The following is a 22,270-nucleotide window of genomic DNA, read 5'->3' on the forward strand; positions in this document are numbered from 1 at the left end:
CGCCGGGCCCGCACAGCGCATGCCCTTGCCGCGCCGCGGACGTAACCGGAGCGCATCGGCGTGCCTGCGGACGCACCATGACGTGTGCGAGGGCGGCGCGCGTCACCCGCCTGCCCGGGTCTGTGGTGGAAGTGCGGCGGACGGCAGCGGTCGTCCGCCGCCGGGTGGATCCTGGCGGGTCGGCCACCTCACAGGGCAGTGCGCGCCAGGGCCAAGTGGTGGTCGCACATCACCTTGTGCCGCGGTGCCATTCGGCGGTGGCGTCGATGTTGGTGTCGGCCTGGCGTGCCGCTTCGGTGGGGTCCTTGCCGCGCAGGGCGGCCAGGAGGTCCTCGTGTCCGGCGGGGTCGGCGCCGTTGAACCCGGGCCGCTCCCAGAAGCCGGACATCGACGCGCGGAGCGGTTCGGTGAGGCTGCGGTACAGCTCGGCGAGCAGCGCGTTGCCCGAAGCGTCTGCGACGCGGGTGTGGAATTCCCAGTCGGCGCCGACCCAGCCGTCGAAGTCCCGGGCGGCCCAGGCCTGTGCGCGGCGTTCCAGTGCGAGGCCCATGGCCGCGAGGTCTTCGTCGGTGGCGTGGGTGGCGGCGAGGTGGGCGGCTTTGGCTTCGAGGGCGGCGCGGACGTCGAGGAGTTCGGTGGAGGCGCGGTCGGCGTAGAGGCGCCGGACGGCGCCGGAGAGCTCGTTGACCGCCCGTACGTAGGTGCCATCGCCCTGGCGGACTTCCAGAAGACCGGCGTGGGCAAGCGCGCGGATGGCTTCGCGGACGGTTCCGCGAGCGACTCCGAGCTGGCGCATCAGCTCCGGCTCCGGCGGGATCCGAGTGCCCACGGGCCAGGCGCCGTCGGTGATCTGCCGACGGAACGTACTGAGTACTTCGGCGGCCAGTGTGGGGCGACGTACTGGATCCAGACTCATGCCCGCATCATACAACCGATGATTTGACCACCAAACGTTAGACGTTTTACGTTCGACCTATGACTACTACCGCCGTCCCCGCCTCCGGCAGGCTTCTCGGCCGCACCCGCGCTGCCTGGCTCGCGGGAATCGGCGTGGTCCTCATCGCGCTCAATCTCCGCCTCGGCATCAGCAGCGCCTCCGCCCTGCTCGAAGCCCTGCGGACCGATCTCGGATTCGGTTCGGCGGCTGCCGCCGCCCTGCCCGCCCTGCCCACCCTGAGTTTCGCGGCGGCGGGGTTCTTCACCGGCCGCATCGCCGGCCGGCTCGGGACCGAGCGGACCGTTCTGCTCGCGCTCGCGGCCCTCACGGCAGGGCTCGCCCTGCGGGGCATCCACACCACCTGGGCGCTGCTCACCGGCACCGTCCTCGGCATGTCCGGCCTCGCCCTGTGCAACGTCCTGCTGCCCACCCTGCTCCGCGCCCACTTCCCCGCCCGGGTCACGCTCCTCACCAGCGTCTACACCACGGTGATGGCGCTCGGCTCGACCCTGGGTGCGGCGGTCGCCGTACCGCTCGCCGCCCGGGTGGGCTCCCCGTCCCTCGGGCTCGCCGCATGGGCCGTGCCCGCGCTCCTCGCCACGCTCGTGTGGACGTTCGTCCGCCCACCCGCGGCGCAGTCCGCTGCCCCCTCGGACGCCCGGCGCGGGACGTACGTGTCGCCGTGGGCGATGGCGCGCACCCGGCTCGGAGCGCTGGTCACCGCCTACTTCGCACTCCAGGCGCTGAACTGCTACGCCATCATCGGCTGGCTGCCCACGATGCTGTCCGAACTGGGCATGTCGAGCGGCGGCGCGGGCGGCATCCTCGCGGTGACCCAGGCCGTCGGAATCCCGGCCACCTTCCTGGTGCTCGCCGTCGCCCGCGCGCCGCACCGGCTGCGACGTTCCTTCATGGCGATCTCCGCCGCCATGCTCGCCGGTCTCGTCGGGCTCCTCCTTGCCCCGGTCGCCCTGCCCGTCGCCTGGGCCCTGCTGATCGGGTTCGGGCTGTGCTCCTTCCCCCTGGTACTGGCCGTGATCGGCAACAGCGGGACCAGCCCCGGCGAGACCACCGCGCTCTCCAGCCTCTCCCAGTCCCTCGGCTACCTGGTCGCAGCCGCCGGCCCCTTCGCCATCGGCCTGCTGCGCAGCGCCTCCGGGGGCTGGACCGTGCCGATGGCGGCGCTGCTCGTCACGGCTGCCGCGCAACTTGCCGTGGGAATGGCTCTTACCGCCCAGCGGCACTGACCGTCCCGGCACGGAGCCGGCGGTGAGCCGCCCTGCACTTCCCCGCCCACGTCGTCGGCCCCCTCCCACGCGCCCGGGTCGCGCGGTGGGCGCCGGGCGCCGCCGGGAACTCGCGGGGAGCGGCTCCGGCCCATCGCTCACGGGCGGGCCGGGCGCGAGTCCGGGGCGTGTCGCGGGAGCGGCCATGTTCCGCGTTCGACCCCAGCGAGCCCAATAGCCGGCACGAAAAGGGCAGCCCCCGGCGGCAAGCCGTACACGTGCCGCAGGACGCCGCCAGGGGAAAGACGGCACAGCGGTCGCCGACCCGCACATCCGTCACCCCCTCACCGGTCTCGACGACGGTGCCGGAGAACTCGTGCCCGAGGATCTGCGGCAGGGCGGCCGCGGTCAGAGGGTGCGGCTCGTCCAGGGAGAACGGCAACGGCTCGGGGTGGAAGAAGAAGTAGAAATCGGAGCCGCAGATACCGGCGAACGCGCGTTGCTCAGCTTCACCTGCCCCGGGGCCGGGGCCGGGCTCCGGCACCTCCTCGATACGGAGGTCTTCCTTGCCGTGGAACCGCGCAGCCTTCATGTCTCTCCTTCGGAATCCGCCCTGTTAGTCCGGGCGGGATCCGGCCATGGTCCGACGGGGACGGGCCCATGGCACCGCCGCGCGAGGCGGATACCGGGCCGTTCCCCCGCCATCCGCGCGCCGCACCGTCCGTCGGGAGCCGGGGCAGGGGCGGCGGCCTTCGCGCGAGCGTGTGAACGGTGGGTCGAGCGGCCGGTACCGGCCGTGGACGGCGGTGTCGTCGGGCGATGCCCCGTCCACCGCCGTGGGCATACTCCGCCGCGGATCCGGTGGGCGCCGCACGCGTGAGGAGAGAAGCAAGGACTGGCCGACGGGCCGCGTTGTGGAAAGCGGCGTTTCGTGCCCCCTCCCCCCTGCCCCTACGGTCGGATTCATGGAGCTGAATCTTTTGACGGCGGGACAACTCACGGCTGCCCTGCGGGCCGGTGACGTGACGTCGGCGGAGCTGACCGACGAGGCGATCGCCCGTATCGAACGGGACGACGAGGTGGTCAACGCGATCTGTGTGCCGGACTTCGACCGGGCGCGGGCCGCCGCGTGCGACGCCGACCGGGCGCGGGCCCGCGGTGAGGACCGGCCGCTGCTGGGCATCCCGGTGACGGTCAAGGAGTCGTACGACATCGCGGGACTGCCCACGACCTGGGGCCTGCCGCAGCACCGGGACTTCGTACCGGCCGAGGACGCGGTGCAGGTGTCCCGGCTCAGGGCCGCGGGCGCGGTGGTGCTCGGCAAGACCAACGTGCCCGTCGGGCTGCAGGACATCCAGACCTTCAACGAGATCTACGGCACCACCACCAACCCGTGGGACCACCGCCGTACGTCGGGCGGCTCCTCCGGCGGCTCGGCGGCGGCCCTGGCGTCCGGATTCGGTGCGCTGTCCATCGGCTCCGACCTCGCCGGTTCGCTGCGCACCCCCGCGCACTTCTGCGGCGTCTACGCGCACAAGCCGACGCTCGGGCTGGTGGCGGCCCGTGGCATGGTCCCGCCGCCCGGTCCGGCGCTCCCGGTCGAGCATGACCTCGCCGTCGTCGGCCCGATGGCGCGCAGCGCCCGCGATCTCGCGCTCCTGCTCGACGTCATGGCCGGGCCGGACCCGCTGACGCTCGGTGCGGCGTACGGTCTGTCGCTGCCGCCCGCGCGCCATGAACGGCTCGGCGACTTCCGGGTCCTGGTCCTGGAGGACCATCCGCTCATCCCGACCGGGGCCGCCGTGCGGGCGGCCGTGGGCCGGGTGGCCGACGCGCTGGCGGGTGGCGGTGCCCGCGTCGAGCGGGACAGTCCGCTGCTGCCCGGTCTGGCCGAGGCCGCGGTGCTCTACACGAAGTTCCTGTTCTCGGGTTCCGTCGCGCGTTTTCCCGTCGAGGCGTACGAAGAACTGCGGGCCCGTGCCGCCCGGTTGAGCGCGGACGACGAGAGCCTCGACGCGGCGCGGCTGCGCGGCATGGTGCTCAGCCACAGCGACTGGCTCGAGCTGAACGGGCTGCGCGAGCTCCACCGCCACGGCTGGCGGCGGCTGTTCGCCGAGTTCGACGCGGTGGTGTGCCCCGTCACGCCCACTCCCGCGTTCCCGCACGACCACGAACCCGACCTGCTGAAGCGTCGGCTCGACATCGACGGCGTCGCGTACCCGTACGTCGACCAGTTCGTCTGGGCCGGGCTGGCCACGATGCCCGGTCTGCCCGCCACCGCCGTGCCGGCGGGCCGGTCGCCGGAGGGGCTGCCGGTGGGAGTGCAGATCATCGGTCCGATGTTCGAGGACCGCACTCCGCTGCGTCTGGCCGAGCTGCTGGAGCGGGAGATCGGTGGCTTCCGGGCACCGGAACAAGGCCCGGAGGCCCGTGCCGGAGCCCGGGGGGCGTCGGGTGCCGGTCAGCCCACGTAGCCCTCGGGGCTGCCCCAGGTGGCGCCGCGGGTGGTGGTGCGGTCGACGAGGACGCAGCGGGTGCCGGTGAAGTTGGTGGGCATGCACTTGTTGCAGTGGATGCAGAGGGACGGGGTGGCGGCGTCCTCGCGGAGCCGGTTGACCAGGTCGGGTTCGCGGAGCAGGGCGCGGGCCATGGCCACGAATCCGAAGCCCTCGCGCATCGCCCGGTCCATGACCGGTTTCGTGGTGATGCCGCCGAGCAGGATCATCGGCAGCTGCACGGCGGCGCGGATCTGCCGGGCGTCCTCCAGCAGGTAGGCGTCCCGGTAGGGGTAGCTGCGCAGGAACCGGCCGCCGACCGCCTTCACCCCGAGCCGGGCGGGTTGGGGCATGACCGCGGCGAACTCGTGGAGCGGGGCGTCGCCCTTGAAGAGGTACATCGGGTTGAGCAGGGAGCTGCCCGCGGTCATCTCCAGGGCGTCGACGGTGCCGTCCTCCTCCAGCCAGCGGGCCACCGCGATGGCCTCGTCGAGCCAGAAGCCGCCGGGCACTCCGTCGTCCATGTTCATCTTGGCGAGGACGGCGATCCGGCCGCCGACCGCGTCGTGGACGGCGCGCATGATCTCCCGGGCGAATCTGGCCCGGTTCTCCAGACTGCCGCCGTAGCGGTCGGTGCGGCGGTTGATGCGGGGGCTGAGGAAGGAGCTGGCCAGGTAGTTGTGGCCCAGGTGGACCTCGACGGCGTCGAAGCCCGTGGCGGCGGCGCGGCGGGCGGCCTCGGCGTGCGCCTCGGTGATGCGCCGGATGTCGTCGGGGGACGCCTCCCGGGCCCGGGTGAAGGCGGTGGTGTGGAAGAAGGCGGACGGGGCGAGGGCGGGGGCCCGGTTGGCGCGGGCTCCGGCGACGGGGCCGGCGTGGCCGATCTGCGCGGCGACGGCGGCGCCTTCGGCGTGCACGGCCTCGGTGAGGACGCGCAGTCCAGGCAGGGCCTCGTCGGTCCAGTGGATCTGGTGCCGGTCGGTGCGCCCGTCCCGGCTGACGGCGCAGTAGGCGACGGTGGTCATGCCGACGCCGCCGCGCGCGTAGGCGACGTGGAAGTCGACCAGGTCCCGGGTGACCAGGGAGCGGTGGCCGAGACCCTCGTAGGTGGCTGCCTTGATGACCCGGTTGCGGAGCCGGACCGGGCCCAGCCGGGCGGGGGCCAGGACGTCGGGTACCTCGGTGGTGGTCATGGACGGTTCCTCCTCGGTGCGTCGGGACGTACGGGGATACGGTTCAGCGCGCCCCGTACACCGGCTGCGGCGGTTCGGCCCGGGCGAGCAGTGCGGTGGCGGCCTCCCCCGCCTCGGCCGGGCTCCACCGGGCGCCCTTGTCCGCGGTGGGGCCGGGGCGCCAGCCCTCCATCACCGTGATCCGTCCGGCCTCGGCCTCGAAGACCCGGCCGCTGACCCCGGCGCTGGCGGCCGAGCCGAGCCAGACGACGAGCGGCGAGACGTTCTCCGGGGCCATCGCGTCGAACGCGCCCGCCGCGGGCGCCGCCATGGTCCCGGCGAAGGTCTCCTCGGTCATCCGGGTGCGGGCGGCCGGGGCGATCGCGTTGACCTGGACCCCGTAGCGGCCGAGTTCGGCGGCGGCCACCAGGGTCAGGGCGACGATCCCGGCCTTGGCGGCGGAGTAGCAGACCTGGCCGACGCTGCCCAGCAGCCCGGCCCCGGACGAGGTGTTGACGACCCGGGCCTCGGGCACCCGGCCCGCCTTCGCCTCGGACCGCCAGTGCGCCGCGGCGTGTTTGAGCGGCAGGAAGTGGCCCCTGAGATGGACCCGGGTCACCGCGTCCCAGTCGTCCTCGTCCAGGTTGACCAGCATCCGGTCGCGGAGGAAGCCGGCGTTGTTGACCAGGGTGTCGAGCCTGCCGAAGGTGTCGAGCGCGGTCGTGACGAGGGAGGCGGCGCCCTCGGCGGTGGCGATGTCCGCGCAGTGTGCGACGGCCTCGCCGCCGGCTGCGCGGATCTCCTCGACGACCTGCTGGGCGGGTGCGGTGGCGCCGCCCGAACCGTCGAGGCCGACGCCGAGGTCGTTGACCACGACCCGGGCGCCCTCGGCGGCGAGGGCCAAGGCGTGGGCGCGGCCGAGTCCGCGGCCCGCGCCGGTGACGACGGCGACGCGTCCGGCGCACAGGGCGGTCGGTGAGCTCATGGCGGAGGTCCTTTCGCTGGGCGGGGGTCCGGCGGCCGGAGCGGGCGCCCGCCGAAGCGGGCGGTGCCCTCCCGCGGTGTCCGTATCACTGCTACGTTGAACCAAACAAACGTTAGGTGGAAAGGTAGCTGATCTGCTCATGGGTGTCTCCACCTCCGCCCCGGAAGAGGGCGTCGCCGTCGTCACCGTCGACTTCCCGCCGGTCAACGCCCTGCCGGTACGCGGCTGGTACGACCTCGCCGCCGCGGTGCGCGCCGCCGGGGCCGATCCGCAGGTCCGGTGCGTGGTCCTCGGCGCCCAGGGACGCGGTTTCAACGCGGGCGTGGACATCAAGGAGATGCAGCGCGCGGAGGGGCACGACGCGCTCCTCGGGGCCAACCGGGGTTGCTTCGAGGCGTTCGCCGCGGTCTACGAGTGCGAGGTCCCGGTGGTCGCCGCCGTGCACGGCTTCTGCCTGGGCGGCGGCATCGGCCTGGTGGGCAACGCGGACGCGATCGTGGCCAGCGAGGACGCGGTCTTCGGGCTGCCGGAGCTGGACCGGGGCGCGCTCGGCGCGGCCACCCATCTGGCCCGGCTGGTCCCGGCGCACCTGATGCGGGCCCTGTACTACACCTCGCGCACCGTGACGGCCCGGGAACTGCACGGGCACGGTTCGGTGTGGCGCGTCGTCCCACGCGAACGGCTGGCCGGGGCCGCCCTGGAGCTGGCCCGGGAGATCGCCGCGAAGGACGGCTCGCTGATCCGGCTGGCCAAGGCCGCCATCAACGGCATCGACCCGGTCGACGTACGCCGCAGCTACCGCTTCGAGCAGGGCTTCACCTTCGAGGCCAACCTCAGTGGTGTCGCCGGGCGGGTGCGCGACACCTTCGGCACGGACGCGGACAAGGAGCGGGGCGCGTGAGCCAGGACAAGAGGATGACGGCCGACGAGGTGGCCGGCCGGCTGGAGAGCGGTATGACGGTCGGCATCGGCGGCTGGGGTTCGCGCCGCAAGCCGATGGCGCTGGTCCGGGCGCTGCTGCGGTCGGACGTCACGGACCTGACCGTGGTGTCGTACGGCGGTCCCGATGTCGGGCTGCTGGCCGCGGCGGGCCGGATCCGGAAACTGGTCACGGCGTTCGGGACGCTGGACTCGGTCCCGCTGGAGCCGCACTTCACGGCGGCCCGCCAGCGCGGCGCGTTCGAGATGGCCGAGCTGGACGAGGCGATGCTGATGTGGGGGCTGACGGCGGGCGCGCAGCGGCTGCCGTTCATGCCGGTACGGGCCGGGCTGGGCTCGGACCTGATGAAGGTCAACCCGGCGCTGCGCACGGTCACCTCGCCGTACGACGACGGGGAGGTGCTGGTCGCGGCACCCGCGCTGCGGATGGACGCGGCGCTGGTCCACCTCAACCGGGCGGACGCCCAGGGCAACGGGCAGTACCTGGGCCCCGATCCGTACTTCGACGACCTGTTCTGCGAGGCCGCCGACCAGGCGTACGTCTCCTGCGAGCGGATCGTGGAGACCTCGGAGCTGCTGAAGGAGCACGGCCCGCAGACCCTGCTGGTCAAGCGGCCGTTCGTGACCGGGGTGGTCGAGACGCCGAACGGGGCGCACTTCACCTCCTGCGTGCCCGACCACGACCGGGACGAGGCCTTCCAGCGCGCCTACGTCCGGGCCGCCCGCGATCCGGAGGCGTGGCCCGCCTTCGTCGCACGGTTCCTGTCCGGGGACGAGGCCGCCTACCAGTCCGCCGTCGCCGCGTTCCACCAGGAGGAAGCATGAGCACCGTCGTCGCACCGCCGAGCCGGGCGGAGTACTGCGTGGTGGCCTGCGCCGAGGCGTGGCGCGGCGCGGGCGAGGTCCTCGCCAGCCCGATGGGCACCGTCCCGGCCATCGGGGCGCGGCTGGCGCGGCTCACCTTCTCCCCCGCGCTGCTGCTGACCGACGGGGAGGCGCTGCTGATGGGCGACACCCCGGCGATGGGGACGGCCCCGGGGAGCGTCGAGGGGTGGCTGCCGTTCCGTCAGCATCTGACGCTCACCGCGACCGGGCGGCGCCACGTGATGATGGGCGCCAGCCAGATCGACCGGTACGGCAACCAGAACATCTCCTGCATCGGCGACTGGGCCCGGCCCGCGCGGCAGCTGCTCGGGGTGCGCGGCGCCCCCGTCAACACCCTGAACAACCCGACGAGTTACTGGATCCCGAGGCATTCGCCGCGGGTCTTCGTGGAGCGGGTCGACATGGTCAGCGGGGTCGGCTACGACCGGGCCGCGCAAGCCGGTCCGGCCGTGAGCCGGTACCACCGCATCCCCGAGGTCATCAGCGATCTGGGGGTCTTCGACTTCGAGACGCCCGACCGGACGATGCGGCTGCGTTCCCTGCACCCGGGGGTGAGCGTCGAACAGGTCGCCGCCGCCACCGGCTTCGCCCTCACGGTCCCCGCCGAGGTGCCGTTCACCCGGGAGCCCACCGGGGCGGAGCTGCGGCTGATCCGGGAGGTCCTCGACCCGGACGGGCTGCGCGGGCGCGAGGTGCCGGCATGACCGGGCCCGCGCCGCTGCCGACCGCGCTCACCGAGCTGACCGGGGTGCGGTACCCGATCGTGCAGACGGGGATGGGCTGGGTGGCCGGTCCCCGGCTGGTCTCCGCCACCGCGAACGCGGGCGCGCTCGGCATCCTGGCCTCGGCGACGATGACCGTCGAGCAGTTGCGTGCCGCGGTCCGGGAGGTGAAGTCCCGCACGGACGCGCCGTTCGGCGTCAATCTGCGGGCGGACGCGGGGGACGCCGCCGAGCGGGTCCGGATCGTGATCGACGAGGGGGTCCGGGTGGCGTCGTTCGCGCTCGCCCCGTCGAAGGAGCTGATCGCCCGGCTCAAGGACGCGGGGGTCGTGGTCATGCCGTCCGTGGGGGCCCGGCGGCACGCGGAGAAGGTCGCCGCGTGGGGGGCCGACGCGGTGATGGTGCAGGGCGGGGAGGGCGGCGGGCACACCGGGAACGTGGCCACCACCGTGCTGCTCCCCCAGGTCGTGGACGCCGTGGACATCCCGGTCGTCGCGGCGGGCGGTTTCCACGACGGCCGGGGGCTGGTCGCCGCGCTCGCCCACCGGGCGGCCGGGATCGGGATGGGCACGCGCTTCCTGCTGACCTCCGACAGCACCGTCCCGGACCCGGTCAAGGCGCGTTACCTGGCCGCCTCGGTCAAGGACGTCACGGTGACGGACCGGCTCGACGGGCTGCCGCACCGGATGCTGCGCACCCCCATGGTCGACGCCCTGGAGCGCTCGGGCCGGGCGGCCTCGCTGCTGCGGGCGGTGCGGCACGCGGCCGCCTTCCGCAGGGAGTCGGGGACGAGCTGGCCCCGGCTGGTCCGGGACGGGCTGGCGATGAAGCACGGCAAGGAGCTGACCTGGAGCCAGGTGCTGCTGGCCGCCAACACCCCGATGCTGCTCAAGGCCGCCCTGGTCGAGGGGCGTACCGATCTCGGGGTGATGGCCTCGGGTCAGGTGGCGGGGGTGATCGGGGACCTGCCGTCCTGCGCGGAGCTGGTCGAACGGATCATGGCGGAGGCGCGGGCGGCGCTGAAAGAGCTCGGCGCCCTCTGAGAACGGCCCGCTCCGGCGTTCCCCGAGGGCGCCGGAGCGGTCAGAGGCGTTCGATGACGGTGACGTTGGCGAGGCCGCCGCCCTCGCACATGGTCTGGAGTCCGTAGCGGCCGCCGGTGCGCTCCAGTTCGTGCAGCAGGGTGGTCATCAGCCGGGTGCCGGTGGCGCCGAGCGGGTGGCCGAGCGCGATGGCGCCGCCGTTGACGTTGACCCGGTCCGGGTCGGCGCCGGTCTCCTTCAGCCAGGCCAGGACGACCGGGGCGAACGCCTCGTTGATCTCGACCAGGTCCATGTCGTGGATGGACATGCCGGTCTTCTTCAGGGCGTGCGCGGTCGCCGGGATGGGCGCGGAGAGCATCCGGATCGGGTCCTCGCCGCGCACCGAGAGGTGGTGGACGCGGGCCCGGGGGGTCAGTCCGTGCTCGGCGACGGCCCGTTCCGACGCGATGAGCAGCGCGGAGGCGCCGTCGGAGACCTGCGAGGAGACGGCGGCGGTGAGCAGACCGCCCTCGACCACCGGTTTCAGGGCGGCCATCTTCTCGACGGTGGTGTCCCGGCGCGGCCCCTCGTCCACGGTCACCTCGCCGTACGGGACGGTCTCCCGGTCGAAGCGGCCCTCGTCGATGGCGCGCGCCGCCCGCTGGTGCGAGCGCAGGGCGAACTCCTCCATGGCCTCGCGGGTGATGTCCCACTTCCGGGCGATGAGTTCGGCGCCGTGGAACTGGTTGACGGGTGCGTCGCCGTAGCGGGCGCGCCAGCCCTCGGAGCCCGCGTAGGGGCCCTCGGTGAGCCCGAGGGGGTCGGCGGCCTGGCGGGAGGCGAAGGCGATGGGGATCATGGACATGTTCTGGGTGCCGCCCGCGACGACCAGGTCCTGGGTGCCGGAGAGGACGCCCTGGGCGGCGAAGTGGGCGGCCTGCTGGGAGGAGCCGCACTGCCGGTCGACGGTGGTGCCGGGCACCTCCTCGGGGAGGCCCGCGGCGAGCCAGGCGGTGCGGGCGATGTTCCCGGCCTGCGGGCCGACGGTGTCCAGGCAGCCGAACACGACGTCGTCGACGGCGGCCGGGTCGACCCCGGCGCGCTCCACCAGCGCCTTGAGGACGTGGGCGCCGAGGTCGGCGGGGTGGACGGCGGCGAGTCCGCCCCTGCGGCGGCCGACCGGGGTGCGTACCGCTTCGACGATGTAGGCCTCGGCCATGACTGCTCCTCCACGGGAGAGTGGGTGGTGTGTCGGGTGACGGGCGGACCCGCCCTGGGCTTCACGCCCGCTGGCTGCTGACGGAGACGGTCTCCCCGGTCATGTACGCGGAGTAGCCGCTGGCCAGGAAGACGATGACGTTGGCGACCTCCCAGGGCTCGGCGTACCGGCCGTACGCCTCGCGCCCGGTGAGTTCGGCGAGCAGTTCCGGGGTGGTGACCTTCACCAGGTGCGGGTGCATGGCCAGGCTCGGGGCGACGGCGTTGACGCGTACCCCGAAGTCGGCGGCCTCCAGGGCGGCGCACCGGGTGAGGGCCATGACCCCGGCCTTGGCCGCGGCGTAGTGGGCCTGGCCGCGCTGGGCGCGCCAGCCGACGACCGAGGCGTTGTTGACGACGGCCCCGCCGTTGCCGCCGTCCCTGAGGTGGCGCAGGGCGGTGCGGGTGCAGCGGAAGGTGCCGCCCAGGGTGACGTCGAGGACCTTCGTCCACTGCTCGTCGGTCATGTCGACGAGATCGGCGGTGCCGCCGAGGCCCGCGTTGTTGACGACGACGTCGAGGCCGCCGTGGCGTTCGGCGGCGTACGCGAAGAGGGCGTCGACCTGGTCCTGGTCGGTGACGTCGCAGGGCAGGGCGGCGACCCGGTCCGCGCCGAACTCCCCGGCGAGCGCGGCGGCGCTCTCGGCCAGGCGGCGCTCGTGGGCGTCGCCGAGGACGATCCTCGCCCCCTCCTCCAGGAACCGGCGGGCGGTCGCGCCCCCGATCCCGGCGCCCGCGGCGGCGGTGATCACCGCGGTGCGGCCGTCCAGGAGGGAGTGGCCCGGTACGTAGGTCGGCCGGTGGGTCACGGGCGGGGCTCCTTCGGCAGGCCGAGGACGCGCTCGGCGATGATGTTCCGCTGGATCTCGTTGGACCCGGCGTAGATGGTGTCGGCGCGGGAGAAGAGGAACAGCCGCTGCCACCGGTCGAGTCCGTACGGGGCCTCGGCGGCGGTCATGCCTCCGGCGCCCAGGACAGCCATGGCGAGTTCGCCCAGTTCCCGGTGCCAGGTCGCCCAGAAGATCTTGCCGATGGACGCCTCGGGGCCGGGCGCGCCGGCCGCGACGCCGTCGAGCATCCGCAGGGCGTTCCAGCGGATGGTCTCCAGCCCGGCCCAGGCGCGGGCGAGCCGGTCGCGGACGAGCGGGTCCTTCGCCGCGCCGTTGCGCCGGGCCAGGGCGACGAGGGCCTCCAGTTCGCGCCGGAAGCCGACCTGCTGGCCCAGGGTGGAGACGCCGCGCTCGAAGCCGAGGGTGGCCATGGCGACGCGCCAGCCGTCGCCCGGCTCCCCCACGACATGCTCGGCGCGCGTGCGGGCGCCGTCGAAGAAGACCTCGTTGAACTCGTGGTCGCCGGTGAGCTGGGTGATCGGCCGGATCTCCACCCCGGGGCCGTCCAGCGGGACCAGCAGGTAGGACAGGCCGTGGTGGCGCGTCGAGCCGGGCTCGGTGCGGGCGACCACGAAGCACCACTGGGCCTCGTGTGCCATCGATGTCCAGATCTTCTGTCCGGTGACGACCCAGTCGGGGCCGTCCCGCTCGGCCCTGGTCCGTACGTTCGCCAGGTCGGAGCCGGCGTCCGGCTCGCTGTAGCCCTGGCACCACAGCTCCTGGACGGCGGCGATCGGCGGCAGGAACCTGGCCCGCTGCGCGGGGGTGCCGAAGGCCACCAGCGTCGGCCCGAGCAGTTGCTCGCCGATGTGGTTGACCCGGGCCGGGGCGTCGGCCAGGGCGTACTCCTCGTGGAAGGCGATCTGCTGCTCGATGCTCGCGCCGCGCCCGCCGTACTCCTCGGGCCAGCCCACGCACGTCCAGCCGGCGGCCGCCATGTGCCGCTCCCAGCCCAGGCGTTCGTCGAACGCCTCGTGCTCGCGCCCGGGTCCGCCGCGGCCGCGCAGGTCCGCGAAGGAACCGGTGAGGTTGGCGGCCAGCCAGCCGCGGATCTCGGTGCGGAACGCCTCGACGCTGCTCATGACGGTACGTTAATCTACCAAACACTTGTTAGGGAAGGAGGGGCGGATGTCCACTGCCCACGACGAGCCGGTGCGCTACGAGACGCGGGGCCCGGTCGCCACGGTGACCATGAACCGGCCCGACTACCGCAACGCCCAGAACTCCGCGATGACCTACGCCCTGGACCGGGCGTTCTACCGCGCGGCGGAGGACGACGAGGTGAAGGCCGTCGTCCTGGCCGGGGCGGGCAGGCACTTCTCCGCCGGGCACGACATCGGCACCCCCGAGCGGGACGCGCACCTCCCCTTCGAGCGCCGGGCCGGGCTCTGGTGGGACCACTCGGACAAGGCGGGCGCGGAGAGCCGCTTCGCCCGCGAGTCCGAGGTGTACCTGGGCATGTGCCGCCGCTGGCGGGAGCTGCCGAAGCCGGTCGTCGCCTCGGTGCAGGGCGCCTGTGTGGCCGGGGGGCTGATGCTCGCCTGGATCTGCGACCTGATCGTGGCGAGCGAGGACGCCTTCTTCGCCGACCCGGTGGTCCGGATGGGCATCCCCGGGGTCGAGTACTTCGCCCACCCCTGGGTGATGCCGCCGAGGATCGCCAAGGAGTTCCTCTTCACCGGCGACCGGATGAGCGCGCAACGGGCGTACGAGGTCGGCATGGTCAACCGGGTCGTGCCCCGGGAGGAACTGGCCGAGCGCACGAGGGAGCTGGCGCTGCGCATCGCCGAGATGCCGCGGATGGGCCTGGCCCTGACCAAGCGCGCCGTCAACCAGGCCGAGGACCTCCAGGGGATGCACACCGGGATGGACTCGGTGTTCGGCCTGCACCACCTGGCCCACGCCCACAACGCCGAAACCGCCTCCGACGCGCTCGGCGGCATGGACATCCGGGCGATGAAGAAGGCGGGCTCCTGATGGACCTCGCTCTCGACGCCGCCGACGAGGCGTTCCGCGACGAGGCCCGCGCCTGGCTGGCCGCGCACGTCCCCGCCGTCCCCCTGCCGTCCCTGGAGACCGCCGAGGGCTTCGCCGCCCACCGGGAGTGGGAGGCCGTACTGGCCGCGGACCGCTGGTCGGTGGTCTCCTGGCCCGAGGAGTACGGCGGGCGCGGCGCCTCGCTGCTGCGCTGGCTGCTCTTCGAGGAGGAGTACTACGCGGCCGGGGCGCCCGGCCGGGTCGGCCAGAACGGGATCAATCTGCTGGCCCCCACCCTCTTCGAGTACGGCACCGACGAGCAGCGGGCCCGGCTGCTGCCCCCGACGGCGAGCGGCGAACTCGTCTGGGCGCAGGCGTGGTCGGAGCCGGAGGCCGGCTCGGACCTGGCCTCGCTGCGCTCGACGGCCGTACGGACCGACGGCGGCTGGCTGCTCCAGGGCCAGAAGACCTGGTCCTCCCGGGCCGCCTTCGCCGACCGGGCGTTCGGCCTCTTCCGCAGCGACCCGGACGCGGACCGGCCGCACCGGGGGCTGACGTATCTGATGTTCCCGCTGGACGCGGAGGGGGTCACGGTGCGGCCCATCGGGCGGCTCGACGGGAAGCCCGCCTTCGCCGAGCTCTTCCTGGACGGGGTGTTCGTCCCGGACGCGGACGTGATCGGCGAGCCGGGGCAGGGCTGGCGGGTGGCGATGAGCACCACCGGCAACGAGCGCGGGCTGACCCTGCGCAGCCCCGGCCGGTTCACGGCCGCCGCCGAACGGCTGACCGCGCTGTGGCGGGCCCACGGCGACCCCGGGGACACGGCGCTGCGCGACCGGGTCGCCGACGCGGTGATCGCGGCCCGCGCCTACCGGCTGTTCTCCTACGCGGGCGCCTCCCGGGTGCTGCACGGCGAGGACGCCCCGGCCGCCGCCTCCAGCCTCAACAAGCTCTACTGGTCCGAGCTGGACATCGCGCTCCACGAGACGGCGCTCGACCTGCTGGGCCCGTACGGCGAACTCGCCGACCACGCGGCGGACGCCCCGCCCGGCGGCTGGGCGGAGGGGTACACCTTCTCGCTGGCCGGTCCGGTCTACGCGGGCACCAACGAGATCCAGCGCGACATCGTCGCCGAGCGGCTGCTCGGCCTGCCGAAGGGACGCCGCTGATGCGCTTCCTCCTCGACGCCGAGCAGCGGGAGTTCGCCCGCTCCCTCGACGCGCGGCTCGCCTCCGGCGACGTCCCGGCCGCGGTCCGGTCCTGGGCGGCCGGGGACCACAAACCGGGGCGGGAGCTGCGGGACGGGCTCGCCGAGGCCGGGCTGTTCGCGCTGGCGGTGGCGCCCGAGCACGACGGGCTCGGCCCGCTGCCGCTGGAGCTGGCCGTCGCCTTCGAGGTGCTGGGGCGGCACGCCGTACCCGGGCCGCTGGTCGAGACGGTCGCGGCGGCGGCCCTGCTCGGCCGGCTCGGCGACGAGGGGCCGGCCGCCGAGTGGCTGCCCCGGGTCGCCTCGGGGGCGTCGGAGCTGTCGCTCTGTCTGACCGCGCTGAGCCCGTACGCATTGGACGCCGACGCGGCGGAGGCGGTCCTCGTGGTGGACGGCGACTCGTTGGGCCTCGCGGCCGGGGCGGGGCCCGTGCAGCCCTCGGCCGATCCGGCGCGGCGTCTGGCCCGGCCCACGGGCGGGACCGTCCTGGCCCGGGGCCCGGCGGTGACCCGGGCCGCCGGGTACGCGGCCGGGGTGGCGGCGCTCCTCACGGCGGCCCAGGCGCTCGGGGTCGGCCGCACCCTGCTGGCCCGTACGGTCGCCTACGCCCAGCAGCGCGCCCAGTTCGGGGCGGCGATCGGGTCCTTCCAGGCGGTCAAGCACCGGCTGGCCGACACCCTGCTGGCACTGGAGTTCGCCGAGCCGCTGGTGCACGGCGCCGCGCTGGCGCTGGCCGCCGACGACGGTGCGGCGGGCCGGGAGATCGCCGCGGCCAAGGTCGCGGCGGGCGAGGCCACGTACGGGGCGGCCCGCACCGCCCTCCAACTGCACGGGGCGGTGGGCTACACCGACGAGCTGGACCTGTCGCTGTGGATCCGCAAGGCCCGGCCGCTGCGCGACGCCTGGGGCACACCGGCCGCCTGCCGGGCCCGGGTCCTGGAAGGTGCCTGACCGGATGCGGGGAGGAGCGGTCCGATGAGGCCGACCGAGGAGCAGGAGCAGCTGAGGTCGGCGGTGGCCGCGCTGCTGACGAAACATCAGGGCGACGCCGCCTGGGCGCCGTTGACCGGGCAGATCGGCGTGGCCGGGCTGACCGTTCCGGAGGAGCACGGCGGGCTGGGCGGCGGTGCCCGGGACGTCCACGTGGTGATGGAGGAGCTGGGCGGGTGCCTGAGCCCGGTACCGTTCCTCGGCTCGGTGGTGCTCACCGCCGGGGCGCTGCTGGCCACCGGTGACCGGGCGGCCTGCGGGCGACTGCTCCCCGGGCTCGCCGAGGGCACCTCGGTGGGTGCCCTGGCCTGGGCCGAGGGTGGTTCCTGGGACGGGGCGGCGGTCCGCGCGGCGGCGGTGCCGGGCCCGGGAGACGGCTGGCGGCTCACCGGGGTCAAGGAGCACGTCCTGGACTGGCCGGAGATCGACGTCCTGGTCGTCGCTGCCCGGACCGGGGCTGGGCTCTCGCTCTTCGAGGTGGCGCCCGGCGCCGCCGGGGTGCGCCGGGAGCCCGTGGTGACGATGGACACCACCCGGGCCCAGGCCCGATGGGTGCTCACCGGTGCCGAGGGGCGGTTGCTGGGCGCGGACGGCGACGGCGGCCGGTGCCTGGAGCGGGTGCGGGACCTGGCGTGCGCGGCCCTCGCCGCGGAGCAGGCGGGCGCGGCCGCGCGCTGTCTGGAGCTCACCGTCGCCCATGCCCGCGACCGGGTCCAGTTCGGGCGGCCCATCGGCTCGTTCCAGGCGGTGAAGCACCGGCTGGCGGACGCCTACGTCCTGGTGGAGTCGGCGCGTTCGGCGGCGCTCGGGGCCGCGTACGCCGCCGACACCGACCCCGCGGCGCTGCCGAGGGCGGCCGCCGTCGCCAAGTCCGTCTGCTCCGAGGCGTTCTCGGCGGTGGCGGGCGAGACGATCCAGCTGCACGGCGGGATCGGGATCACCTGGGAGCACGACGCGCACCGCTACTTCAAGCGGGCGCACGGAGCGGGCGAGCTGTTCGGCGCGCCCGCGCACCACCGGGCGCGGCTCGCCGCCGGGCTCGGGCTGACGGGCTGACGGGCTGACGGGCTGACGGCGTATTTCGGGCAGGAGGCGCACGGCATGGACACCGGTGACGGATGGGACTTCACGGGGCGGGTGGTGCTGGTCACCGGCGGTACCAGGGGCATCGGGGCCGCCATCGCGGAGGCGTTCCTCGGCGCCGGGGCCGAGGTGGTGGTCTGCGGCCGGAGCGCGCCGGGGGCCCCGCCGTCGGCCGGGGGGCGGTCCGCGGTCTTCGTCCCGGCCGACGTACGCGACCCGGTGGCGGCGGGGGCCCCGGTGACGGCGGCGGTGGAGCGGTACGGACGGCTCGACGTGCTGGTCAACAACGCGGGCGGCTCGCCGGACGCCGACGCGGCCACCGTCTCGCCCCGGTTCGTGGAGAAGGTCGTCGCGCTCAACCTGCTGGCGCCGTTCTACGTGTCGCAGGCGGCGTGCCGCGTCATGCGGGCCCAGGAGGGCGGGGGTGCGATCGTCAACATCGGCAGCGTCTCCGCCCACGACCCGCAGCCCGGCACCGCCGCCTACTCGGCGGCCAAGGCGGGGCTGCTGGCCCTCACCCGGGCGCTGGCGCTTGAGTGGGCGCCCGCGGTCCGGGTGAACCACATCACGACGGGCCCGGTCCGCACCCCGGACGCGGCGGCGGTCTACGGCGCGGAGGGGGTGGCGGCGGTGGCGGCGGTGATCGCGACGCGGCGGCTGGCCGAGCCGGACGACGTGGCGCGGGCCTGCCTGTTCCTCGCCGGCGGCCTGTCCGGCCACGTCAGCGGGGCGGACCTGGCGGTGCACGGCGGCGGCGAGTTCCCCGCCCGCTACCTGGCGGTGCGGGCGGCCGACGGGGCGGTGTGAGGCCGACGTCACGCAGGCGTCCGCGATCAACGGGGCGGGACTCCGGTACGGTGGCGAACGCTTCGCGCCCGAGAACCGCATCGCCCGTCCTGACGCCACACCCGTGACACGACTGGGGAGTCCGATGTTCGAGAAGGTACTGGTCGCAAACCGTGGCGAGATCGCGATCCGCGCCTTTCGCGCGGCGTTCGAGCTCGGCGTCTCCACCGTCGCCGTGTTCCCCTACGAGGACCGCAACTCGCTCCACCGGGCCAAGGCCGACGAGGCCTATCTGATCGGGGAGCGCGGCCATCCCGTACGCGCCTACCTCTCGGTGGACGAGGTGATCGGCGCGGCCCGCCGGGCGGGGGCCGACGCGGTCTACCCCGGCTACGGCTTCCTGTCGGAGAACCCGGACCTCGCGGCGGCGTGCGCGGAGGCCGGGATCACCTTCGTCGGCCCGCCCGCCCCGGTGCTGCACCTGACCGGGAACAAGTCCCGGGCGGTCGCGGCGGCCCGGGAGGCCGGGGTGCCCGTCCTGAAGTCCTCCGAGCCCTCGACGGACGTGGACGCGCTCGTGGCGGCGGCGGACGGCATCGGCTTCCCGGTCTTCGTGAAGGCCGTCGCGGGCGGCGGCGGGCGCGGCATGCGCCGGGTCGCCGAACCGGCGGAGCTGCGGGAGGCCATCGACGCGGCCATGCGCGAGGCGCGCTCCGCGTTCGGCGACGCGACGGTCTTCCTGGAACAGGCGGTGATCGACCCCCGCCACATCGAGGTGCAGATCCTCGCCGACGCCGAGGGGAACGTGGTGCATCTGTACGAGCGGGACTGCTCGTTGCAGCGCCGTCACCAGAAGGTCGTCGAGATCGCGCCCGCCCCGCACCTCGACCCGGCGCTGCGGGAGCGGATCTGCGCCGACGCCGTCGCCTTCGCCCGCCACATCGGGTACGTGAACGCGGGCACCGTCGAGTTCCTGGTGGACCGCGACGGCCATCACGTCTTCATCGAGATGAACCCGCGCATCCAGGTGGAGCACACCGTGACCGAGCAGGTCACCGGGCGCGACCTGGTCATCGCCCAGCTGCGCATCGCCGCCGGCATGACCCTGCCCCAACTGCGCCTCACCCAGGACGACATCACCCTCAACGGCACGGCGCTCCAGTGCCGGATCACCACGGAGGACCCGGCGAACGGCTTCCGGCCGGACACCGGCACCATCTCCGCGTACCGCTCCCCCGGCGGCCCGGGCGTCCGGCTGGACGGCGGCACCGTCCACACCGGTGCGGAGGTCTCCGCGCACTTCGACTCGATGCTGGTCAAGCTCACCTGCCACGGGCACGACTTCGCCAACGCGGCCCGCCGGGCCCGGCGGGCCATCGCGGAGTTCCGCATCCGGGGCGTGGCGACCAACCTGCCGTTCCTGGGCGCCGTGCTGGACCATCCCGACTTCCGGGCGGGGCACGTCACGACCGGCTTCATCGACGCGCACCCGGAGCTGATCCGGGCCCGCCCGTCGGCCGACCGGGGCAGCCGCATGCTGGGCTACCTCGCCGAGACCACCGTCAACCGCCCGTACGGGCCCCGCCCCGCCGTGATCGACCCGGCGGACAAGCTGCCCCCGCTGCCGCCGGGCACCCCGCCGGCAGGCTCCCGGCAGCGGCTCGCGGCCCTGGGCCCGGAGGCGTTCGCCGCCGAGCTGCGCGCACAGGCCGCCCTCGCCGTCACCGACACGACGTTCCGCGACGCCCACCAGTCGCTGCTGGCCACCCGGGTGCGCACCCGGGACCTGCTGACCGTCGCACCGTACGTCGCGCGGACCGCGCCGGAGCTGCTCAGCCTCGAATGCTGGGGCGGCGCCACCTACGACGTGGCGCTGCGCTTCCTGGCCGAGGACCCGTGGGAGCGGCTGGCGAAGCTCCGGGAGGCGGTGCCCAACATCTGCACCCAGATGCTGCTGCGCGGCCGCAACACGGTCGGCTACACCCCCTACCCCACCGAGGTCACCGAGGCGTTCGTCGCCGAGGCCGCGGCGGCCGGGATGGACATCTTCCGGATCTTCGACGCCCTCAACGACGTGGACCAGATGCGCCCGGCGATCGACGCGGTGCGCGCCACCGGCACCTCGCTCGCCGAGGTGGCGCTCTGCTACACCGCCGATCTCTCCGACCCGGGCGAGACCCTGTACACCCTGGACTACTATCTGCGGCTGGCCGAACGGATCGTGGACGCGGGCGCCCATGTGCTGGCCATCAAGGACATGGCGGGGCTGCTGCGCCCGCCGGCCGCCCGCACCCTGGTCACGGCGTTGCGCGAGCGGTTCGACCTGCCGGTCCATCTGCACACCCATGACACCGCGGGCGGGCAGCTCGGCACGCTGGTCGCCGCGATCGACGCGGGGGTGGACGCGGTCGACGCGGCGGTCGCCTCGATGGCCGGGACGACCAGTCAGCCCCCGCTGTCGGCGCTGGTGGCCGCCACCGACCACACCGAGCGGGCCACGGGCCTGTCGCTGGCGGCGGTCAACGACCTGGAACCGTACTGGGAGGCGACCCGCAAGGTGTACGCCCCGTTCGAGTCCGGGCTCACCTCGCCGACCGGCCGGATCTACCGCCACGAGATCCCCGGCGGGCAGCTGTCCAATCTGCGTCAGCAGGCCATCGCGCTCGGTCTGGGCGACCGGTTCGAGCTGATCGAGGACTGCTACGCGGCGGCGGACCGGATGCTCGGCCGGCTGGTGAAGGTGACGCCCTCGTCGAAGGTGGTGGGCGACCTGGCGCTGCACCTGGTGGGCGCGGGGGTGACGGCGGCGGATTTCGAGGCCGACCCGGGCCGGTTCGACGTTCCGGACTCCGTGATCGGCTTCCTCCACGGGGAGCTGGGCGATCCGCCCGGCGGCTGGCCCGAGCCGTTCCGGACCCGGGCGCTGCGGGGCCGTCCGGCGAAGGAGCGGTTGGCCCGGCTGTCCGAGGAGGACCGCGAGGGGCTGCGGAAGTCGCCGCGCGCGACGCTGAACCGGCTGCTCTTCCCGGGCCCGACCAAGGAGTTCGAGGCGCACCGGGAGGCGTACGGCGACACTTCGGTGCTGCCGACCCGGGACTTCCTGTACGGGCTGGAGCCGGAGACCGAGCACACCGTGACCCTGGAGCCGGGGGTGACGCTGCTGATCGAGCTGGAGGCCGTCTCCGAGCCGGACGAGCGCGGGTTCCGGAGCGTACTGGCCACGCTCAACGGGCAGTTGCGGCCGGTATCGGTGCGGGACCGGTCGGTCGCCACGGAGGTGAAGGCGGCGGAGAAGGCGGACCGGGGCGACGCGGGGCAGGTCGCGGCGCCGTTCGCCGGGGTCGTCACCCTCCAGGTGGAGCAGGGGGCGCAGGTGGCGGCGGGTCAGACCGTGGCCACCATCGAGGCGATGAAGATGGAGGCGTCGATCACCGCCCAGACCGCCGGGACCGTGCGCCGGCTGGCGATCGGCTCCGTCCAGCAGGTCGAGGCGGGCGATCTCCTGCTGGAGATCGGCTGAGCGGCCGGGGGGCGGGCGGGTGGGCCCGCCCCCGGGGCGTGGGTGCTACGCGTCCTCGTCGTTGACCCAGCTCATGAGCTTCCGCAGCTCGCGGCCGGTGGTCTCCAGGAGGTGGTCGCTGTCGGCCTTCTTGTACTCGTTGTACTTGGGCAGGCCGTTGTGGTACTCGGCCATCCA

19 protein-coding genes and 1 pseudogene are annotated in these 22,270 nt (G+C 74.2%); 12 read left to right on the forward strand and 8 right to left on the reverse strand.

Annotated elements, in window-relative coordinates; genetic code table 11:
• Positions 1-229: 229 nt before the first annotated feature.
• A complete protein-coding gene (locus tag ACWC97_RS20505) occupies positions 230-916 on the reverse strand; it encodes a FadR/GntR family transcriptional regulator (RefSeq protein ID WP_352274258.1) in 687 nt (228 codons plus the stop codon).
• A gap of 59 nt (positions 917-975) precedes the next feature.
• Here ACWC97_RS20505 and ACWC97_RS20510 point away from each other — a divergent pair, with 59 nt between their 5' ends.
• Positions 976-2,184, forward strand: coding sequence for an MFS transporter (locus tag ACWC97_RS20510; protein ID WP_450650735.1), 1,209 nt, complete (start codon positions 976-978; stop codon positions 2,182-2,184).
• Here ACWC97_RS20510 and ACWC97_RS20515 read toward each other — a convergent pair.
• Positions 2,165-2,755, reverse strand: a complete 591-nt coding sequence (locus ACWC97_RS20515; RefSeq protein ID WP_450650737.1) for an alcohol dehydrogenase catalytic domain-containing protein — start codon at positions 2,753-2,755, stop codon at positions 2,165-2,167. The genes ACWC97_RS20510 and ACWC97_RS20515 overlap by 20 nt on opposite strands.
• Positions 2,756-3,128: 373 nt before the next feature.
• On the opposite strand from ACWC97_RS20515, the gene ACWC97_RS20520 reads away from it, so the two are divergent.
• Positions 3,129-4,637, forward strand: coding sequence for an amidase (locus tag ACWC97_RS20520; protein WP_450650738.1), 1,509 nt, complete (start codon positions 3,129-3,131; stop codon positions 4,635-4,637).
• On the opposite strand, the gene ACWC97_RS20525 is transcribed toward ACWC97_RS20520, so the two are convergent.
• Both ACWC97_RS20525 and ACWC97_RS20530 read right to left on the reverse strand, forming a co-directional pair.
• Positions 4,625-5,851 (reverse strand): NADH:flavin oxidoreductase, encoded by a 1,227-nt coding sequence (locus ACWC97_RS20525; RefSeq protein WP_352274254.1) that lies wholly within the window; start codon positions 5,849-5,851, stop codon positions 4,625-4,627. The two genes, ACWC97_RS20520 and ACWC97_RS20525, sit on opposite strands and share 13 nt — an antisense overlap.
• Positions 5,852-5,894: 43 nt before the next feature.
• Positions 5,895-6,815, reverse strand: coding sequence for an SDR family oxidoreductase (locus tag ACWC97_RS20530; protein WP_352274253.1), 921 nt, complete (start codon positions 6,813-6,815; stop codon positions 5,895-5,897).
• Between the two features lie 139 nt (positions 6,816-6,954).
• On the opposite strand from ACWC97_RS20530, the gene ACWC97_RS20535 reads away from it, so the two are divergent.
• Genes ACWC97_RS20535 through ACWC97_RS20550 form a run of 4 tightly spaced genes read left to right on the forward strand, consistent with a single transcriptional unit; the run spans position 6,955 to position 10,404 of the window.
• Positions 6,955-7,716: an enoyl-CoA hydratase family protein gene (locus ACWC97_RS20535; RefSeq protein WP_352274252.1), complete on the forward strand. Its 762-nt coding sequence runs from the start codon at positions 6,955-6,957 to the stop codon at positions 7,714-7,716.
• Between the two features lie 14 nt (positions 7,717-7,730).
• Positions 7,731-8,579: a CoA transferase subunit A gene (locus ACWC97_RS20540; protein WP_352274543.1), complete on the forward strand. Its 849-nt coding sequence runs from the start codon at positions 7,731-7,733 to the stop codon at positions 8,577-8,579.
• Positions 8,576-9,343 (forward strand): CoA-transferase subunit beta, encoded by a 768-nt coding sequence (locus tag ACWC97_RS20545; protein WP_450650741.1) that lies wholly within the window; start codon positions 8,576-8,578, stop codon positions 9,341-9,343. Before ACWC97_RS20540 ends, ACWC97_RS20545 begins: the two co-directional genes overlap by 4 nt.
• Positions 9,344-9,357: 14 nt before the next feature.
• Positions 9,358-10,404: an NAD(P)H-dependent flavin oxidoreductase gene (locus ACWC97_RS20550; protein ID WP_450650759.1), complete on the forward strand. Its 1,047-nt coding sequence runs from the start codon at positions 9,358-9,360 to the stop codon at positions 10,402-10,404.
• A 40-nt stretch (positions 10,405-10,444) separates the two neighbouring features.
• Here ACWC97_RS20550 and ACWC97_RS20555 read toward each other — a convergent pair whose 3' ends face one another.
• The 3 genes from ACWC97_RS20555 to ACWC97_RS20565 form a co-directional block, all read right to left on the reverse strand.
• Positions 10,445-11,602: an acetyl-CoA C-acetyltransferase gene (locus ACWC97_RS20555; RefSeq protein ID WP_352274250.1), complete on the reverse strand. Its 1,158-nt coding sequence runs from the start codon at positions 11,600-11,602 to the stop codon at positions 10,445-10,447.
• Between the two features lie 61 nt (positions 11,603-11,663).
• Positions 11,664-12,449 carry an SDR family oxidoreductase gene (locus tag ACWC97_RS20560; protein ID WP_352274249.1) on the reverse strand — a complete coding sequence of 262 codons (786 nt, stop codon included), beginning with the start codon at positions 12,447-12,449 and terminating at the stop codon, positions 11,664-11,666.
• The gene (locus ACWC97_RS20565) at positions 12,446-13,612 is read right to left on the reverse strand and encodes an acyl-CoA dehydrogenase family protein (RefSeq protein WP_352274248.1); all 1,167 of its coding nucleotides are present in this window, start codon (positions 13,610-13,612) and stop codon (positions 12,446-12,448) included. The genes ACWC97_RS20560 and ACWC97_RS20565 overlap by 4 nt, the downstream gene beginning before the upstream one ends.
• 46 nt (positions 13,613-13,658) lie before the next feature.
• On the opposite strand from ACWC97_RS20565, the gene ACWC97_RS20570 reads away from it, so the two are divergent.
• From ACWC97_RS20570 to ACWC97_RS20595, 6 genes are all read left to right on the forward strand, one after another.
• Positions 13,659-14,507, forward strand: coding sequence for an enoyl-CoA hydratase (locus ACWC97_RS20570; protein WP_352274247.1), 849 nt, complete (start codon positions 13,659-13,661; stop codon positions 14,505-14,507).
• Positions 14,507-15,676 (forward strand): acyl-CoA dehydrogenase family protein, encoded by a 1,170-nt coding sequence (locus tag ACWC97_RS20575; RefSeq protein ID WP_352274246.1) that lies wholly within the window; start codon positions 14,507-14,509, stop codon positions 15,674-15,676. The genes ACWC97_RS20570 and ACWC97_RS20575 overlap by 1 nt, the downstream gene beginning before the upstream one ends.
• Positions 15,676-16,665, forward strand: a complete 990-nt coding sequence (locus ACWC97_RS20580; RefSeq protein ID WP_450650744.1) for an acyl-CoA dehydrogenase family protein — start codon at positions 15,676-15,678, stop codon at positions 16,663-16,665. Before ACWC97_RS20575 ends, ACWC97_RS20580 begins: the two co-directional genes overlap by 1 nt.
• Before the next feature lie 24 nt (positions 16,666-16,689).
• On the forward strand, positions 16,690-17,760 hold the full coding sequence (locus ACWC97_RS20585) for an acyl-CoA dehydrogenase family protein (RefSeq protein ID WP_352274244.1): 1,071 nt from the start codon (positions 16,690-16,692) through the stop codon (positions 17,758-17,760).
• A gap of 45 nt (positions 17,761-17,805) precedes the next feature.
• Entirely contained in the window at positions 17,806-18,594 is a 789-nt protein-coding gene (locus ACWC97_RS20590; protein ID WP_352274243.1) for an SDR family oxidoreductase, read from the forward strand.
• A gap of 124 nt (positions 18,595-18,718) precedes the next feature.
• Positions 18,719-22,093: a pyruvate carboxylase gene (locus tag ACWC97_RS20595; RefSeq protein WP_450650747.1), complete on the forward strand. Its 3,375-nt coding sequence runs from the start codon at positions 18,719-18,721 to the stop codon at positions 22,091-22,093.
• Between the two features lie 45 nt (positions 22,094-22,138).
• On the opposite strand, the pseudogene ACWC97_RS20600 reads toward ACWC97_RS20595, so the two are convergent.
• Positions 22,139-22,270 (reverse strand): annotated as a pseudogene (locus ACWC97_RS20600) (ketol-acid reductoisomerase); the annotation flags it as partial.

It is taken from the genome of Streptomyces sp. NPDC001108 (assembly GCF_053598535.1).